This is a genomic window from Streptomyces sp. NPDC059567 (genome assembly GCF_042735655.1).
Classification (GTDB): Bacteria; Actinomycetota; Actinomycetes; order Streptomycetales; family Streptomycetaceae; genus Streptomyces.
In genome coordinates, this window is record NZ_JBHWBS010000046.1 from 24,048 (window position 1) to 40,954 (window position 16,907).

Consider the following 16,907-nt stretch of genomic DNA (forward strand, 5'->3'; position numbering starts at 1 on the left):
TTGTCTCCTGGTGCGGGGGGGGCTGTGTGCCCCGCGCGGGGCGGGGGGGGGGGGGGCGCCCCCGGGCGCGGTCCCCGCCCGCGGGCCGCGCCGGCGCCCCCCGCCCGCCCCCCGACTCCTGGCGGATACCGGTCAGCGGGGAGCGGAGATTGCGCTCGACGTCGACGGCGAGCGCCTTCAGCGGGGAGACGTACAGCACCCGGCAGCGCTTCTTGGGGTCCGCGGGCGGCGGGGTGGAGGCGAGCTGGTCCAGGGAGGCGAGGAAGGCGGCCAGGGTCTTGCCGGATCCGGTCGGGGCGACCACGAGGACGTCCGAGCCCGCGCCGATGGCCTGCCAGGCACCCTCCTGCGCCGACGTGGGCGCGCGGAAGGCCCCGGTGAACCAGCCGCGGGTCGCGGGGGAGAACGAGTCGAGCGCAGACCTGACCATGCCACCCATCGTGCACCCCGTCACTGACAACCGCCCGGACCTGGGGAAACCCGCTCGATGCCGAAGCGGCCGGTGGCGCAGAATGGAGGTATGGCGAGTGGGGAGCGGGCACGGTACTGGCAGTACTCCGAGCTGCCCGGCGTCGATCTGCTGCATGCCCACTACGTCCGCAAGGCCTTCGCCCGGCACACCCACGAGACCTTCGTGTTCGCCGCCATCACGGAGGGTGTCGAGGCGTTCCACTACCGCGACGAGCTCGTGCACGCGGGGCCCGGGCAGATCGCCCTGGTCAACCCCGACACCCCGCACACCGGGCACGCGGGTGTCCCGGAGGGCTGGACCTACCGGACGATCTATCCGGACGCGGAGGTGATCCGGTCGATCGCGGCCGACGCGATCGGGCTGCGGGGGTCCGTCGGCTTCACCGAACCCGTCGTGGACGATCCGTACGCCGCGCAGCTCGTCATCGGGGTCCACCGGGCCGCCGAGGAGGGCAACGCGCTGGCCGCCGACAGCCTGCTGCGGCTGGTCACGGCGAGGATGCTGCGCAGTCACGGGGGCCGCCTGGTGTCGCCGCCGACACCGCGCTCGGCCGGCGCGAGCAACGCGGTACGCGCGCGTGCCGTCCTGGAGGAGCGGATGGCCGACCCGCCGACCCTGGAGCGTCTCGCCGCCGAGTTCGGCACCAGCCCGTTCGCCCTGTTGCGGGCCTTCCGGGAGACGTACGGGATGCCGCCCCACACCTGGCTGACGGACGCGCGCGTGCGGCGGGCGCGGCGCCTGCTGGACGCGGGCACGACGCCGGCGGAGGCGGCCGTCGCCGTCGGCTTCACCGACCAGCCGCACCTCAACCGGCACTTCACGCGAAGCGTCGGCGTCCCGCCGGGCGCGTACCAGCGCGCGCGGGGGACCGGAACGTAGAACCGGAGAGGGCACAGGAGTTCTGCGGCATGCGGGAACGCAGCGGGCGCAAGAACGTACAAGACCGCCGGCGGCCGGGGCTCGTAACGTCTCTCACGTGGCAGAACAGACAGCAACCCCAGTCATACGGGAGAGCACCAAGGCGGACTCGGCCGTCGTACGCGACGCGCTCGGGGTCGGGATCGCCGTCGGTCTCTCCGGCTTCGCCTTCGGAGTGACCTCCGCGGGATCCGGACTCAGCCTGCTCCAGACCTGCGTCCTCAGCCTGCTCGTCTTCACAGGTGCCTCGCAGTTCGCACTGGTGGGGGCGCTCGCGGCGGGCGGAAACCCGTTCACGGCCGCGGCGGGAGCGTTCTTCCTGGGCACGCGCAACGCGTTCTACGGGCTGCGGCTGTCGCAGCTCCTCGCTCTGCCGCGCGCCGCAAAGCCCTTCGCCGCCCAGTGGGTGATCGACGAGACGGCGGCGGTGGCGCTCGCGCAGCCGACGCGACGGGCCGCCCGGATCGGGTTCACCGTCACCGGGCTCACGCTCTACGTGCTGTGGAACCTGACGACCCTGCTGGGCGCCCTCGGTGCGGAAGCCATCGGCGACACCGACGCCTGGGGTCTGGACGCGGCCGGACCGGCCGTCTTCCTGGCCCTGCTCGCCCCCATGCTGAAGACGGCGACGGAGCGGTACACCGCGGGGATCGCCGTCGTCCTCGGCCTCGGCCTGCTGCCCGTCCTCCCGGCGGGCGTCCCGGTCCTGGGGGCGGCGCTCGCCGCGCCGGCCGTGCTGTGGCTGCGGGGGCGCCGGATCGGCGGGGCCGATGAGGCCGACGGGATTGATGAGACCAGTGAGGAGAACAACCGATGAGTGTCTGGATCGCGATCGGCCTCACGGCCGTCGGCTGCTACCTCGTGAAGCTGGTCGGGCTCCTCGTGCCGGCCGGCGCGCTGGAACGCCCGCTTGTCCAGCGGCTCGCCGCCCTGCTGCCGGTCGCCCTGCTGGCGGCGCTCACCGCCCAGCAGACCTTCAGCACCGACGGCGTGCTCACCTTGGACGCCCGCGTCGTGGGCGTCGCGGCGGCCGCCGTCGCCCTGGTCCTGCGAGCGCCCTTCCTGGTCGTCGTGGCCGCGGCGGTGCTGGTCACCGCGGGAGTGAGGGCCCTGGGCGGGTGACGGTCGCCCGCAGGCCTTCACCCGGTGCGCGTGGCAGGCGCGGGTCCCCCGTGCGCGATGCCGTCAGTCGATCGGGCGGCCGTGGGCGCGCAGGGTGCGCAACGCCTCGATGGTGATCATCGGACGCGCCTCCAGTGCCGTTCCCGGGGCCCATCGGCGCCAGGTGACCGGCCAGCCGCCGTCCTCCTGCTGGGCGGCGGCGAGGTGGTCCAGCGACCGCGCCATCTCCTCGTCCGTGAACCATCGGCGGGCCAAAGAGTCCGGCACGCGCGCGTACTCGTAGGGAAAGTGGTGCTCGCCCGGTGCGTACCCCGGTGCCACGGGGAAGTCGTCGAGGCGCTCGGGATCCAGGACCGCCAGCCGCTGCTCCCGCACCAGCCGACCGAGCCGGTCCGCCACCGCCTGAGCCCGCGAACGGTCCGGGACCCCGTCGAGAAAGGCGACCGCGGCCTGGATCTCGTACGGATGGGACTTCTCCAGGGACTCGACCGCAGACCAGCAGAACTCGGTGGCACGGAACAGCCAGGCGTGCCACACCTGGTTCCGGTGGAGGAGCCCGACGACGGGGCCCGTGGAGAGCAGGGCGCTGGGCGGGTCGTCGACGATCGGGACGAACGGAGCGGCGGGGTAGCCGCGCAGTGACGGATGGATCGCCGGCAATGCCCCCTCGTGCGTGGACACGTCGGTGAGGTAGCGGCAGATCCGCTCGACCCTCAGCCCGCCGCAGCGGCCGATCGAGTCGAGGATCCGCAGCGCGTGCCCGGTGTGCAGCGGCTGGCTGACGGGGCCGCGCAGATCCGGTTCGAGGGCGTGTCCGTAACCTCCGTCCTCGTTGAGGTACGCGTTGAGGGCGACCTCGACGGGTTCCGCCCCGCCGCGCAGGAAGTGATAGGCGAACCGGCGCTGTTCGAGCACGCGCGCCGTCAGCCAGATGAAGTGCTCGGCGCGCCCGAGGAGCGTCGGGCGCGGAGCCGCGAGAGGAGTTCCAGCCATGGTCCGACGGTAGGCCGCGCAGGACGTGTGACAAGACATACGGACCGGGCTGCACTCTTGGGGGCGGGATACTGGGTTCATGCGGTTGACGATTTTCTGGGAGCGGATGGCGGACCACTTCGGTGCGTCCTACGCCGAGTCCTTCGCGCGGGACCATGTGATGTCGGAACTGGGCGGCCGTACGGTGCGCGAGGCACTGGACGCCGGCTGGGAGGCGAAGGACGTGTGGCGGGCCGTCTGCTCGGCCGTCGACGTACCGGCCGACAAGCGCTGAGACCCCCGGCCGGGGCGGGATGTCCGCGCCGTACGCGAGACTGGCGGGGTGGCTCCGACTGACGACACCGACGAGACCGACAAGACGACTCCCGACGGGACCTTCGACGCGACCATCGGCGGGACCTCCGACCAGACCGTGACCGCGAGAGCCCCGGAGCCGGGGCCGGCGGTGCGCGCGGAGGTGCGCGGTGCCCCGGTGGCCGCGTCCGTGCCGTCCGTGCCGTCCGTGCCCGCCCCGTCCTCCGCGCCGGATGCCTCCCCGTCCCCCTCGGCCCAGGCCGGAGCCGGCGCGGCCGGACCACCCGCCGCCGGACCCACCTCGGCCGGATCCGCCGCGCGGATGCCCCGCTGGCTGCCGCGCGCCCTGCTGCTCGCCCTCGCGCTCTACGCCTGCTTCCAGCTCGGCAGCTGGGCCTTCCACCAGCTCATCGGGCTGCTCGTCAACATCCTGGTCGCGTTCTTCCTGGCCCTCGCCATCGAACCGGCCGTCGGGCGCATGGCCGCCCGGGGGATGCGCCGGGGCCTCGCCACGTTCCTCGTCTTCTTCACCGTCATGGCCGTCGGCGTCGGCTTCGTGGTGCTGCTCGGGTCGATGCTGGCGGGCCAGATCGTCGACATGGTCGAGAACTTCCCCAAGTACCTCGACTCGTTGATCAACTGGATGAACCAGACGTTCCACACGGAGCTGTCCCGGGTCGAGGTCCAGGACAGCGTGCTCCGCTCCGACTGGCTGCGGAAGTACGTGCAGAACAGCGCCACCGGTGTCCTCGACGTCTCCGCCACCGTCCTCGGCGGTCTCTTCAAGCTGCTGACGATCTTCCTGTTCTCGTTCTACTTCGCGGCCGACGGGCCCCGGCTGCGCCGCGCCCTGTGCTCGGTCCTGCCGCCGGCCCGCCAGACCGAGGTGCTGCGGGCCTGGGAGATCGCCGTCGACAAGACCGGCGGCTACCTCTACTCCCGCGGCCTGATGGCGCTGATCTCCGGAATCGCGCACTACATCCTGCTGGAGATCCTCGGGGTGCCGTACGCTCCCGCGCTCGCGGTCTGGGTCGGCCTGGTCTCGCAGTTCATCCCCACCATCGGTACGTATCTGGCGGGCGCGCTGCCCATGCTGATCGCGTTCACCGAGGACCCCTGGTACGCGCTGTGGGTGCTGGTCTTCGTCGTGGTCTACCAGCAGTTCGAGAACTACGTCCTCCAGCCGAAGCTGACGTCCAAGACCGTGGACATCCACCCGGCGGTGGCCTTCGGCTCGGTGATCGCCGGCACGGCGCTGCTCGGCGCCGTCGGCGCGCTGATCGCGATCCCGGCCGTCGCCACCCTGCAGGCGTTCCTCGGCGCCTATGTGAAGCGGTACGACGTCACCGACGATCCGCGCGTCCACGGCCACCGGCGCTACGGAGAGGCGGTCGTCGCCCGGCTCCAGAAGGCGCTGAACCAGCGGAAGGACCACGGACAGGGGGCGACGCCGCCCCGGGAGGAATCGCCCTCCCAGGACGGCGCCTGACCCTGCACGCCCGCCCGCAGGCCGGGCGCCCCCCGCAGGCCGGGCGCCCCCCCCCGCAGGGCGGGTGTCAGTCGCGCTCCAGCCGCACCGTCGGCAGGACCCGCTTCAGCGGGGCCGGGAGCCACCACGCGCGAGGGCCGAGCAGCTGCATCACCGCCGGCACGATCAGACAGCGGATGACGACCGCGTCCAGCAGGATCGCCACGGCCAGGCCGAGCCCGAACTGCTGGAGCATCCGGTCGGGGCTCAGGACGAAGGCCGCGAACACCACGATCATGATCGCCGCGGCGGCCGTGATGACCTTGCCCGTCGCCGCCAGACCCTCCCGGACCGCGCCCTGCGGGTCCTTGGTGCGCTCCCACTCCTCGTGGATCCGGGAGAGCAGGAAGACCTCGTAGTCCATCGACAGACCGAAGACGATGGCGAAGATCATGACGGGGATGAACGCCTCGATCGGACCGGGCTGCACCCCGAACCAACCGTGCTGGAAGACCAGGGTGATCACCCCGAGCGCCGCCCCGATGCTGATCAGGTTGAGCAGCGCGGCCTTCACCGGGATGAGCACGGACCGGAAGACGAGGAGCAGCAGGAGCGCGGAGAGACCCACGACGATCGCGACGAACAGCGGCATCCGGTCGGCGACGGTGGACGCGAAGTCCTCGGTCGCCGCCGTCGGCCCGCCGACCAGCAGATCGGCGCCGGTCTCCCGCTCCAGCGGCGGCAGGACGTCCGAGCGCAGGCGCTCGACGAGCTCCGAGGTCTCCTCGGCCTGCGGGGCCGAATCGGGGAAGGCGATGACGGTCGAGACGGAGGCGTCCTTCGTCGGGATCGGCGCGGTGGCCGCCGCGATGCCGTCGGTCTTCTCCAGGGCCTGGCGCAGGGCGACCGCCGTGCGCTCGCCGCCGCCGTCCGCGACCACGATCAGCGGTCCGTTGAAGCCGGGCCCGAACCCCTCGGCCAGCAGGTCGTACGCCTGCCTGCTGGACTTCGCCGGGGCGTCGTTGCCCGCGTCGGCGAAGCCCAGCCGCATGTCGAGCGCGGGCGCGGCGAGCGCGCCGAGCGCCGCGACGGAGACGAGCAGCGCCGCCCACGGCCGCTTCTGCACCGCCGTCGCCCAGCCGCGCCACCGGGCGCCTTCCGGGCGCGCCGACTTCGCCGCCCGCTTGGCCACCTGGCGCCGGATCCGCCGTCCGAAGATCCCGAGGAGCGCCGGGAGCAGGGTGAGCGAGGCTGCCATCGTGACCAGGACGGTCAGGGCGACGGCGAGGGCGACGCCCTGGAGCGAGCCGAGCCCGAGCGCGACCAGACCCATCAGCGCGATGATCACCGTGCAGCCCGCGAAGAACACCGTGCGGCCCGCCGCGTCGAGCGCGGTCCGGGCGGCCCGCTCGGGCTCGGCGCCGTGCAGCAGCTCGCCGCGGTAGCGGGAGAAGATCAGTAGCGCGTAGTCGATGCCGACGCCGAGACCGACCAGCATCATGATCGGCGGGGTGAAGTCCGCGACGTCGGCGAGGTGCGAGGCCAGCGCGATTAGCCCGATCGAGCTGCCGACGGCGAAGATCGCGGTGACCACCGGCAGGCTCGCGGCGACCAGGGAGCCGAACAGGAAGACCAGGATGACCAGCGCGCCGAGCATTCCCGCGCCCTCGGCCGCGCCGCCTCCGCCCTCCTCGGCGCCGCGTGCCGCGTCGCCGCCGACAGCGGCGGTCAGACCGTCGCCCTGCGCCGCGCGCACGGTCTCGATGATCTTCAGTACCTCGGTGCGGTCCGTGTTCTCCGCCTCGCCGTCAAGGGTGACGGTGGCGTAGGCGACCGTTCCGTCCCGGGAGACGGCGGCCCCGTCCTCGTACGGACTGCGGACGTCGGTCACGCCGGGGAGCCGCTCGACCTTGTCGAGGAGCCCCTCCACGCGCGCGTGCACCGTCTTCTCGCGGACGCCGTCCTCGTCCTTGACGACGATCTGCAGCGTCGCGTCCGTGGCCTGCGCAGAGCCGTGCCGTTCCAGGACGGTCCGCGCCGCCTGGGAATCGGTTCCGGGAAGCGAGAAGTCGTTGTGGTAGGCGCTGCCGGCGATCGTCGAGGCACCGGTCGCGGCGGCCACGACCACGATCCATAGCAGCACGGCGGACCAGCGGTGGCGGTACGAGAAGGCGGCCAGGCGCTCGAAGACGCTGCCCCGCCGGGTCGTCGGGGTCGGAGGGTTCGCCGGGTCGGCCGTGGGATCGGTGTCCCGCGTGACGGTCATGGTCGTGTCTCCTTCTGGGAGTTGGAGCGGCTACAGGTACGAAGGGCGGGTCACCCGGTGCCGGAATGTCCGCCAGGTCCACGCCTGGGCGGCGACGAGGAACGGGGTGACGACGAGCAGCGCGGGGACGAGGAGGGTGAGGGTCGCGCCGTCCGCCGCCTGATCGGTGAGCGGGAGCGCGCTTCCGGCGAGCAGCGGCAGCAGCCCCAGGAGGGCGGCCGTGAGGGCGAAGGACTGCCAGGGACGGCCCGTCCGCCCCACCAGCAGGCGGGCGCGTTCGTACGGGAGGCCGGTCAGCCGGAGCGTGGCGAAGCCGAGCCCGTGCGCGGCGAAGAGCGCGGCCGTGGCGAGGGCGATGAGGAGCGCCGCCGGGCCGGTGGCGGTCTCGTCCGGCGTGCCGGTGAGGAGCGCGGCCAGCAGCCAGCCCCAGGCCAGCGCGACCGTCCAACTGCCGCACACCACCGCCCCGTCGCACACCGCGCGCCAGACGCGGCCACGGCCTCGGCCGCGCGACCACAGCCCGATGTCACGGACGATCCAGCCGGTCAACAGCGGGACGAGCACCGCGAACTGGCCGGTCAGCAGCTCCCCCTCGAGATCGGGGAAGCAGCCGACGAACACACCGGCCGTGGCGATCAGCCACACCTCGTTGCCCAGGAAGAAGGGCGCGAAGGAGGCGATGACGAGCCGCCGTTCGTGATCGGTGCGGCCGAGGTACGGGGTCAGCATCCCGGTCCCGATGTCCGCGCCGGCGAGCACGAAGTATCCGGTGGCGAAGAAGGCGAGCAGGGCGATGGCGAGGGATTCCACGTCGGCTCCTCAGTAGCTCGTGGCGGGCAGGGAGTCGGCGGCGTCCTCGTCCTCGGGCCCGCCCCGGTCGTCGTGGCCGAGGCCCTCGTCGACCGGGCCCCGGCGCGCCCACCGGGCGAGCAGCCAGGCGTTGAGGACGACGAGCAGCGCGAAGAGGGTCGTGAAGACGATCAGGGAGGCACGCATGGCGCCGGGGGAGAGCTCGGAGACCGCGTCCTCGGTCTTCAGCAGCCCGTACACGACCCAGGGCTGGCGGCCCGCCTCACGGAACACCCAGCCGCTGATCATCGCGAGATAGGGCAGCGGCACCGCGGCCATCAGGGTCAGATGCCAGAGCCGGAAGCGGAAGACGACCTTCTTGAAGCAGGCCAGGATCACGCCGGCGAGGGTGAAGTACATCATCAGGCCGAAGCAGATGAGCATGACCAGACCGCCGCCGCGGGTCCACGCCTCGGAGGGTATGTAGTCGCCGGGACCGAAGCGGGTGACCATATCCGCCTGGATCCGCGCGATATCGGCCGTGTTCTGACTGAACACGGCCGATTTCATGGGCTGGAGGGTGCGCAGCGATCCCAGCTGGATGCCACCGAAGGCAGCCGTGACCATGAGGGCGGGGAAGGAGAGGAACACGCCGATCCGCAGACTCCGGCCGAAGAACTCCCGCTCGGACGTGCGCCGGAAGAGGTGGTACGCGCTCACACCCGCGACGAAGAAGCCGGCCGTCAGCAGCGCCCCGGCGAAGACGTGCCCGAAGGCGAGCAGCGCCGAGGGGTTGGTCAGCACGGCCACCGGGTCGTCCAGGACCAGCTTGCCGCCCTCGGTCCGGTGCCCGACCGGGTTGTTGAGGAAGCCGTTGGAGACGAGGATCCAGTACGCGGAGACGTACGCGGTCAGCGTGACGACCCAGATCATCGCCAGATGCACCCACCGGTTGAAGCGGTGCCAGCCGAAGATCCACAGACCCAGGAACGTCGACTCGACGAAGAACGCGACGATCGTCTCGACCGCGAGCGAGGCGCCGAAGACATTGCCCGCGTAGTGCGTGAGTCCGCTCCAGCTCATGCCGAACTGGAACTCCATCACGATGCCGGTGACGATCCCGACCGCGTAGTTGATGACGTACAGCTGGCCCCAGAACCGGACCATGCGCGCGTGCAGAGGCTTCCGTCCGATCGTCGCCACGGTCTGGACGACGGCGACGACGGTCGCGAGCCCCAGGGTGAGGGCGACGAAGAGGAAGTGGCCGCCCGCCGTGAGGGCGAACTGCAACCGGGCGAGATCGAGGACGTCTGGATTCACGCAGCCAGCGTCGGCGTACGGCTACCGGGACGGCGTCGCCCGGCGGTGGACAGTGCGTGTACCCCCGCGGTTGCGCCGCCCCACGCGCGCGTACCCCAGGAGTTGCGCCCACGCGTGCGTGCCCCCTAGGGGGCGGTGGTCAAGCCCGGGGTTCGGGGGACTCCTCTGTCACCCCAGCCAGCCGGGCGTGATCATCCCCGACTCGTACGCCAGGATCACCAGCTGCGCCCGGTCCCGGACGTCGAGCTTGGTCATGATCCGGCTGACATGCGTCTTCGCGGTCGCCGGGGACAGGACGAGCCGCTGAGCGATCTCGTCGTTGGAGAGCCCCGCGCCCACCAGGCCCATCACCTCGCGCTCCCGCTCGGTGAGTGCGTTCAGGCGCGGGCTGGGGTCCGGCTGCTTCGAGCGGCCGGCGAACTCCGCGATCAGTCGGCGGGTCACGGCCGGGGCGATCAGCGCGTCGCCGCGTGCCACCACCCGTACCCCGTGCAGCAGCTCCATGGGCTCGGTGTCCTTCACGAGGAAGCCGCTCGCTCCGGCGCGCAGCGCTCCGTAGACGTAGTCGTCGACGTCGAAGGTGGTCAGGATCACCACCTTGACCTCTTCGAGCCGGGCGTCGGCGGTGATCCGGCGGGTGGCCTCCAGACCGTCCAGGCCCGGCATACGGATGTCCATGAGGACGACGTCCGGGCGCAGTTCGCGGGCGAGCGTGATCGCCTGCTCGCCGTCCCCGGCCTCCCCGACCACCTCGATGTCGTCCTCGTCGGCCAGGATCGAGCGGAAGCCCGCCCGGACCAGTGTCTGGTCGTCTGCGAGTACGACGCGGATCATCGAGGGTCCCCCTTGGACGTGGTGGTCGTGGATGCCGGAGCCTCGACCGGCAGCCGGGCGTCGACCCGGAAGCCTCCGGCGGTGCTGCGCACGGTCAGATCGCCGCCGAACGCCCGGGCACGCTCGGCCATACCGCGGATGCCGCTCCCCAGGGGCTGCTCCTCCGGAGCCCCCTCGCCGTCGTCCTCGATCCGCAGACGCAGCTCGTCCGCATGCCAGTCGAGCGCGATCGTGGCGGTACGGGCCCCGGAATGCCGGGTGACGTTGGTCAGCGACTCCTGCACGATCCGGTACGCGGCGAGATCGACCGGCGGCGCCAGCGGAACGGGCGTCCCGGTCAGCTCCGTACGGACGTCGAGGCCGGTGCTCCTCGCCCGCTCCACCAGTTCGCCGAGCAGGGCGAGCCCGGAGGTCGGCGAGGTCGGCGCGGCCTCGTCGGCCTGGCGCAGCACGCCGAGCGTCGCGCGCAGCTCGCGCAGCGCGTCCTTGCTGGTGGCCTTCACGGCCTGCAGCGCCTCCTCCGCCGCGGCCAGCGCGACATCGGGATCCGGCTTCTTGCCGAGCCGGTGCAGCACCGCACCGGACTGGACGTTGATGAGCGAGATGCTGTGGCCGAGGACGTCGTGCAGCTCCCGGGCGATCCGCAGCCGCTCCTCGGTGGCGCTCTGCCGGGCGCGCGCCTCCTGCTCGCGCTCGGCCGCGAGCGCCCGCTGCTCCACCTCGCGCAGATAGGCGAGCCGGGTCCGCTGGGCACGGCCGACGGCGACCAGGCTGATGAGCCAGCCGGCCAGCATCGCGAGCGAGGTGTCATCGATCTGACGGTGTCCGGGCGACTGACGGATCTCGCCGAGTCCGACGGCGAGCAGCGTGACGGCGGCGAGCGCGACGGCTGCGGCGAAGCGGCCCTCGGCGGCCGTGGTGTAGAGCGCGAGCGCGAAGGCGATCATCAGGGGCCCGTCCTGCGCGGACACGGGGTAGTAGGCCATGCAGGCGAGGAGCGTGACGACCGCGACGGTGACGGGAGCCCGGCGCCGGAAGCAGAGCGCCCCGCACCCGACCGCGATCAGCGCCCAGCCGACGGCGGTACGGCCCGCCGGCTCGTCCGCGTACTGAGCGGACACCAGCGTCCAGACGACCACGACGAGGGTGACGACCAGCGCCACGACGACATCGGCGGCCCGCGGCGACATTCGGCCGCGTCGGACGCGGAAGGGGAGGGCCATGTCAGGAAGGATAGGCGGGTGCGGCAGGCCCTGCGTGGTGCGCTTGACACTGAAATCGAACATGCATTCTTATGGGATTCCGGCCCTTGGAATCGCGGGGTTGTGGGCGAGTTATCCACAGGTCGGAGGGACGGCGGGGCCCGTTGTCAGTGGCAGGGGTTAGCGTCTTTCACATGAAGCGATCGACTCAAGCAAACCGGGTGGAACCCATGGCAGGTACCGACCGCGAGAAGGCCCTCGAAGCCGCGCTCGCTCAGATTGAACGGCAGTTCGGCAAGGGCGCCGTGATGCGCATGGGCGACCGCACCCAGGAGCCGATCGAGGTGATCTCCACCGGCTCGACCGCCCTCGACGTCGCCCTCGGCGTCGGCGGCCTGCCGCGCGGCCGTGTCGTGGAGATCTACGGCCCGGAGTCCTCCGGCAAGACGACCCTGACCCTGCACGCCGTCGCCAACGCGCAGAAGGCCGGCGGTCAGGTGGCGTTCGTGGACGCCGAGCACGCCCTCGACCCCGAGTACGCCAAGAAGCTCGGCGTCGACATCGACAACCTCATCCTGTCCCAGCCGGACAACGGTGAGCAGGCCCTCGAGATCGTCGACATGCTCGTCCGCTCCGGCGCCCTCGACCTGATCGTCATCGACTCCGTCGCCGCGCTCGTCCCGCGTGCGGAGATCGAGGGCGAGATGGGCGACTCGCACGTGGGTCTGCAGGCCCGCCTGATGAGCCAGGCCCTCCGGAAGATCACCAGCGCGCTCAACCAGTCCAAGACCACCGCGATCTTCATCAACCAGCTCCGCGAGAAGATCGGCGTCATGTTCGGCTCGCCGGAGACCACGACCGGTGGCCGCGCCCTGAAGTTCTACGCCTCGGTGCGCCTCGACATCCGCCGCATCGAGACCCTCAAGGACGGCACGGACGCGGTCGGCAACCGCACGCGCGTCAAGGTCGTCAAGAACAAGGTCGCGCCGCCGTTCAAGCAGGCCGAGTTCGACATCCTCTACGGCCAGGGCATCAGCCGCGAGGGCGGCCTGATCGACATGGGCGTGGAGCACGGCTTCGTCCGCAAGGCCGGCGCCTGGTACACGTACGAGGGCGACCAGCTCGGCCAGGGCAAGGAGAACGCCCGTAACTTCCTGAAGGACAACCCCGACCTCGCCGACGAGATCGAGAAGAAGATCAAGGAGAAGCTCGGCGTCGGGGTCAAGCCGGAGGCCGCGTCGGCCGAGGCGGCCACGGGCGCCGCGGGTGGCACGGAGCCGGCGGCGACGGACGAGGCGGCCAAGGCTGCCCCGGCGGCCAAGGCCACCAAGGCGACCAAGGCCCCGGCGGCCAAGAGCTGACGCTGTGACCGGTCGCACCGAATGGCCGGGCGACAGTTCCGACTCGTCGAGGGCCGAGAAGGAACTGTCGCCCCAGGATCCGGCTGAGCGGGCGCGGGCGATCTGCCTGCGCCTGCTCACCGGGACCCCCCGCACGCGCAAGCAGCTCGCCGACGCTCTGCGCAAGCGCGAGATCCCCGACGAGGTCGCCGAGGAAGTCCTCTCGCGCTTCGAGGACGTGGGGCTGATCGACGACGCCGCCTTCGCGGACGCCTGGGTGGAGTCCCGGCACCACGGGCGCGGACTCGCCCGCCGGGCCCTCGCCCGCGAGTTGAGGACCAAGGGCGTCGACCCCTCGCTGATCCAGGAGGCCGTGGGGCAGCTGGACTCCGAGCAGGAGGAGGTCACCGCGCGCGAGCTCGTCGACCGCAAGCTCCGCGCCACCCGCGGCCTCGACCGGGACCGCAGGCTGCGGCGCCTCGCGGGAATGCTCGCCCGCAAGGGATACCCGGAGGGCATGGCCCTCCGCGTCGTCCGACAGGCCCTGGAAGAAGAGGGCGAGGACACGGAGGGGCTGGACGAGCCCTTCTAGCCGGCTCGTGTGTGGCGGGGCAGCCCGCACGTGGGGGAGCCACCGGCCGGTATGCGGCGGGAGCCGGTTCGCACACGACGCGGCGCCGCCGGCCGTACGCGACGGTGCCACCTGGTCGTATGCGGCGGGGAGCCAGTCCGCATGTGACGGTGCCACCAGCCGCACCAGCCGCACCAGCGGGCGTCCGCGACGGTGCCATCAGTCGTACGCGGAGCTACCCCCTCGGCGCCGGCAGCAGTACCGGCAAGCCCGCCGCCTTCCATGCCTGGAAGCCGCCGATCACGTCGGTCGCACGGTGCAGACCCAGCTGCCGCAGCGACGCGGCCGCCAGCGAGGACGCGTACCCCTCGTTGCAGAACACGACCACCCGCAGGTCGTGGCTGTTCGCCTCCGCCGCGCGATGGCTGCCCAGCGGGTCCAGCCGCCACTCCAGCTCGTTGCGCTCCACGATCAGCGCGCCGGGGACCAGCCCGTCCCGCTCGCGCAGCGCCGCGTACCGGGTGTCCACCAAGAGCGCGTCACCCGCCTCGTACGCCTCCTGGGCCGCACGGGGATCGATCCGGTCCAGACCGGACCTGACCCGCTCCAGCAGCTCGTCGATTCCCACCCGTTCGGTCTCGTTCCGCTCGCTCACTGCCAGTCCTCCGGACCCTCGACCTGCTCAAGACGGAGCACCGCGCCCGACCGGCTGAAGCGCCGGATCAGCGGGAGCGGTGGATAGTACGCATGCACCGACACGGCATGCGCGTCACGGGACTCGTTGAGCACCTCGTGCACATGGTGCTGTCCGAAGGCGCGCCCCCTGCCCGCCGGCAACAGGCGTTCGCGGTCGACCCCGTCGGCCAGTTCCAGGGTCTTCCAGCCGCTCGAAGGCAGCCGTACCGCCAGCGAGTTCTCCTTCAGGGTGCCGCGCGCCGTGGTGAAAGCGCCCTGCGACTCGGCGTGGTCGTGCCAGCCGGTGCCCGTCCCGGGCGGCCAGCCGATCAGCCACGCCTCACTGCCACCGGGGCCGTCGAGCCGTACCCACGTACGCCCCTCCGGGTCGAGCGGGAGCGAGTCGATCAGTTCGGTGTCGGCGGCGGTACGGCGGACGAAGTCCAGAAGGTCGGCGGCGGTGGGTGCGGAGGGGCCGGAGGAGACAGCAGGGGGCGCCGGAGGCGCGGAGACATGCTGGGGCACGGAAGACCGTCCTGAGGTTCGCGGAAGAAGCGCGCGACAGGTACGCCGACGTCAGCGGCGAAGGGCACGCGAGGGGAGAGGCGAATTCAGCAGGACGGGCGACACACGCAGCCCGCGTAGCGGACGAGGTCCATATGGACCCTCCGCCACAGGCGCACATCGGTGTCGGTCACGCTCCGGAGTACACCATGTGCGCCCACGAGGGTCAATTGATGTCCGCCGTGCGGTCGCTCTTCTTGGACAGCGGCTTGGGCATGGGCTTGGCGATGGCCTCGGACGCCGGCTTCGCGACGGGCCCCGACACGGACGCGGGGGTGTTCTTCGGCGCCGGCCCGGCCTTGGGCGCGGTCCTGGGCGCCGGCTCGGCCGCCTTACCGCCCCGGGTCGCGTCCGCGGCCGCGTACAGCTCATCCGGCCGGACCCCGGGGAACGAGGCGACCAGATGACCATCGGGCCGTACCAGCAGGACGGTATGGGCCGCGGCACCCGGATACGCCTCCGTCACCAGCAACTCCGCCTTCACCGGCAGAGCCCCTACCGCCTCCACGAGGCGGGGCATCACGCCCGCGCTCATCCAGTGCCGTCGGTCCCACACACCCGTTCCGGGCGCGACCAGGACCACCAGGAGCCGCCCCTGCCCGAGCCGGTCCCGGAGCCGTACGGTCGTGCCGTCCGGCGCGGTCACCCGGACGTCCTCGACCGGTGCGCCCTCATCCGTACCCACCGCTACCTGGGACACACCGGCGTCCTGGGGTGCGAGGGGGGAGTGCGGGTACGCGGGGGGCGCGCCCAGCGGGCCGCGCCCCAGATGGCCGTCCGTCAGCAGGCTGTCGTGGCTGCGCGTGCCGCCCGAGAGGTACGTCCGCAGCCCCCCGCCGCCCCGCAGCACGGGCAGAGACTGGTCGGCGGCCCGCAGCCGGGAGGCCACGGCCGCCCGCCGCTCGCTCTGGTAACTGTCGAGCAGCGTGTCGGAGGCCCCGTGGTGCCAGGCGTACGCGAGCTTCCACGCCAGGTTGTCGGCGTCCCGCAGCCCCTCGTCGAGGCCCTGGGTGCCGACCGCACCGAGCAGATGGGCGGCGTCGCCCGCGAGGAAGACCCGGTCCACCCGCCAGCGCCGCGCGAGCCGGTGGTGCAGCGTGTGGACGCCGGTGTCGATCAGCTCGTACGGAGGCGTCTCCCCGCCGCACCAGCCGGCCAGCGTGTCGCGGATCTTGGCGACGAGCGCGTCCGGGGTGACGAGGTCACCGCGCGGCGGCAGCAGCCAGTCGATCCGCCAGACGCCGTCCGGCAGCGGCCGTGCCGTGACCTCCTCGCCGCCACCCCGCCACGGCGGCTGGCGGTGCAAGAGGGCCTCGCCCGGCCAGGGGAGTTCGGTGCGCAGCGCGGCGACGGCGTGCCGCTCCACCGCCGTACGCCCGGGGAAGCGGATGGAGAGCAGCTTGCGCACCGTGGAGCGGGCGCCGTCGCAGCCGACCAGATGGCTGCCGCGCCACCAGGTCCCGCCGGGACCGCGGGTGTGCGCGGTGACACCGCTCGCGTCCTGCTCGATCGTGTCCAGCCGGGCCTCGGTGACGAGCTGGATGAGCGTCTGCCCGGCGATCGCGTCGCGCAGTCCTCGCGCGAGGGCGTGCTGCGGGATGTGCAGGGGAGCGGCCGGGCCCTCGCCGTCACTCTCCGTACCGCCGAGACCGAGGTTCAGCTCGATGTGCCTCATCTGTTGCTTGCGACGCAGTGAGCGCCAGCCGACCCAGCGGACCCCTTCGTCACGGAGGGTGGCGCAGCCGAGCCGCTCGACCATGGCCGCCATGTCGGCGCGCAGCACGACCGTGCGGGCGGGGCGGGGTTCCTCCTTGCCGGGCCCTTCGTCGAGGACGACGCTGGGCACGCCCTGCGAGGCCAGGGCAAGGGAGAGCGCGAGGCCCACGGGCCCCGCGCCGACGATGATCACCGGGTCCACGGCGCGGCTCCTGAAGGCCGTTCGGTCATGCGGGTAGCACAGCGAAGTGTGGCGCGAGCCCGGTGCGTGATCACAGAACGTATGCAACCCATTGCGGGTGCTTGCGTCAAGCGACGGGGGCAGCGGCGCGACCGCCACTGCCCCCGGATGATGTCACATAC

Annotated in this window: 17 protein-coding genes and 1 pseudogene; 7 read left to right on the forward strand and 11 right to left on the reverse strand. The window is 72.2% G+C overall.

The window, feature by feature from the left end; translation table 11 throughout:
- Nucleotides 1–430 (reverse strand): DEAD/DEAH box helicase (locus tag ACFVZW_RS21065; protein ID WP_384523402.1); only part of this gene is annotated, 430 nt, incomplete at its 3' end.
- A gap of 90 nt (nucleotides 431–520) precedes the next feature.
- Here ACFVZW_RS21065 and ACFVZW_RS21070 point away from each other — a divergent pair.
- The 3 genes from ACFVZW_RS21070 (at nucleotide 521) to ACFVZW_RS21080 (ending at nucleotide 2,512) form a co-directional block, all read left to right on the forward strand.
- Entirely contained in the window at nucleotides 521–1,351 is an 831-nt protein-coding gene (locus ACFVZW_RS21070) for an AraC family transcriptional regulator (RefSeq protein WP_384523404.1), read from the forward strand.
- 97 nt (nucleotides 1,352–1,448) lie between these two features.
- Nucleotides 1,449–2,207, forward strand: a complete 759-nt coding sequence (locus ACFVZW_RS21075; RefSeq protein ID WP_384523406.1) for an AzlC family ABC transporter permease — start codon at nucleotides 1,449–1,451, stop codon at nucleotides 2,205–2,207.
- Nucleotides 2,204–2,512, forward strand: coding sequence for an AzlD domain-containing protein (locus ACFVZW_RS21080; RefSeq protein WP_384523408.1), 309 nt, complete (start codon nucleotides 2,204–2,206; stop codon nucleotides 2,510–2,512). The genes ACFVZW_RS21075 and ACFVZW_RS21080 overlap by 4 nt, the downstream gene beginning before the upstream one ends.
- A 63-nt stretch (nucleotides 2,513–2,575) precedes the next feature.
- Here the strand turns inward: ACFVZW_RS21080 and ACFVZW_RS21085 are convergent, their stop codons facing one another.
- Entirely contained in the window at nucleotides 2,576–3,505 is a 930-nt protein-coding gene (locus tag ACFVZW_RS21085; RefSeq protein ID WP_384523410.1) for a hypothetical protein, read from the reverse strand.
- Between the two features lie 79 nt (nucleotides 3,506–3,584).
- Here ACFVZW_RS21085 and ACFVZW_RS21090 point away from each other — a divergent pair, with 79 nt between their 5' ends.
- Both ACFVZW_RS21090 and ACFVZW_RS21095 read left to right on the forward strand, forming a co-directional pair.
- Nucleotides 3,585–3,779: a DUF3046 domain-containing protein gene (locus ACFVZW_RS21090; RefSeq protein WP_329115157.1), complete on the forward strand. Its 195-nt coding sequence runs from the start codon at nucleotides 3,585–3,587 to the stop codon at nucleotides 3,777–3,779.
- A gap of 342 nt (nucleotides 3,780–4,121) precedes the next feature.
- Complete coding sequence (locus tag ACFVZW_RS21095) at nucleotides 4,122–5,288, forward strand: AI-2E family transporter (RefSeq protein ID WP_384523458.1); 1,167 nt, start codon at nucleotides 4,122–4,124, stop codon at nucleotides 5,286–5,288.
- 67 nt (nucleotides 5,289–5,355) lie between these two features.
- Here ACFVZW_RS21095 and ACFVZW_RS21100 read toward each other — a convergent pair whose 3' ends face one another.
- The 5 genes from ACFVZW_RS21100 to ACFVZW_RS21120 all read right to left on the reverse strand — a co-directional run bounded on the left by ACFVZW_RS21100 (nucleotide 5,356) and on the right by ACFVZW_RS21120 (nucleotide 11,699).
- Nucleotides 5,356–7,533 carry an MMPL family transporter gene (locus tag ACFVZW_RS21100; protein WP_384523413.1) on the reverse strand — a complete coding sequence of 726 codons (2,178 nt, stop codon included), beginning with the start codon at nucleotides 7,531–7,533 and terminating at the stop codon, nucleotides 5,356–5,358.
- A gap of 30 nt (nucleotides 7,534–7,563) precedes the next feature.
- Entirely contained in the window at nucleotides 7,564–8,343 is a 780-nt protein-coding gene (locus ACFVZW_RS21105) for a cytochrome d ubiquinol oxidase subunit II (RefSeq protein WP_384523415.1), read from the reverse strand.
- A 9-nt stretch (nucleotides 8,344–8,352) separates the two neighbouring features.
- Complete coding sequence (locus ACFVZW_RS21110; RefSeq protein WP_384523417.1) at nucleotides 8,353–9,642, reverse strand: cytochrome ubiquinol oxidase subunit I; 1,290 nt, start codon at nucleotides 9,640–9,642, stop codon at nucleotides 8,353–8,355.
- A 168-nt stretch (nucleotides 9,643–9,810) separates the two neighbouring features.
- Nucleotides 9,811–10,476 (reverse strand): response regulator, encoded by a 666-nt coding sequence (locus ACFVZW_RS21115; protein ID WP_383560898.1) that lies wholly within the window; start codon nucleotides 10,474–10,476, stop codon nucleotides 9,811–9,813.
- On the reverse strand, nucleotides 10,473–11,699 hold the full coding sequence (locus ACFVZW_RS21120; RefSeq protein ID WP_384523419.1) for a sensor histidine kinase: 1,227 nt from the start codon (nucleotides 11,697–11,699) through the stop codon (nucleotides 10,473–10,475). Before ACFVZW_RS21120 ends, ACFVZW_RS21115 begins: the two co-directional genes overlap by 4 nt.
- A gap of 209 nt (nucleotides 11,700–11,908) precedes the next feature.
- On the opposite strand from ACFVZW_RS21120, the gene recA reads away from it, so the two are divergent.
- The gene (gene recA / locus ACFVZW_RS21125) at nucleotides 11,909–13,039 is read left to right on the forward strand and encodes a recombinase RecA (RefSeq protein ID WP_384523421.1); all 1,131 of its coding nucleotides are present in this window, start codon (nucleotides 11,909–11,911) and stop codon (nucleotides 13,037–13,039) included.
- A pseudogene (gene recX, locus ACFVZW_RS21130) lies at nucleotides 12,936–13,610 on the forward strand (recombination regulator RecX); the annotation flags it as partial. The gene recA and the pseudogene recX, both read left to right, overlap by 104 nt.
- A gap of 214 nt (nucleotides 13,611–13,824) precedes the next feature.
- On the opposite strand, the gene ACFVZW_RS21135 reads toward recX, so the two are convergent.
- From ACFVZW_RS21135 to ACFVZW_RS21150, 4 genes are all read right to left on the reverse strand, one after another.
- Nucleotides 13,825–14,244 (reverse strand): rhodanese-like domain-containing protein, encoded by a 420-nt coding sequence (locus ACFVZW_RS21135; RefSeq protein ID WP_384523423.1) that lies wholly within the window; start codon nucleotides 14,242–14,244, stop codon nucleotides 13,825–13,827.
- Nucleotides 14,241–14,789 carry a cysteine dioxygenase gene (locus ACFVZW_RS21140; RefSeq protein WP_384523425.1) on the reverse strand — a complete coding sequence of 183 codons (549 nt, stop codon included), beginning with the start codon at nucleotides 14,787–14,789 and terminating at the stop codon, nucleotides 14,241–14,243. The genes ACFVZW_RS21135 and ACFVZW_RS21140 overlap by 4 nt, the downstream gene beginning before the upstream one ends.
- A gap of 86 nt (nucleotides 14,790–14,875) precedes the next feature.
- Nucleotides 14,876–14,989 (reverse strand): putative leader peptide, encoded by a 114-nt coding sequence (locus ACFVZW_RS21145; RefSeq protein WP_376439179.1) that lies wholly within the window; start codon nucleotides 14,987–14,989, stop codon nucleotides 14,876–14,878.
- A 5-nt stretch (nucleotides 14,990–14,994) separates the two neighbouring features.
- Nucleotides 14,995–16,746 (reverse strand): FAD-dependent monooxygenase, encoded by a 1,752-nt coding sequence (locus ACFVZW_RS21150; protein ID WP_384523427.1) that lies wholly within the window; start codon nucleotides 16,744–16,746, stop codon nucleotides 14,995–14,997.
- Between the last annotated feature and the right edge of the window lie 161 nt (nucleotides 16,747–16,907).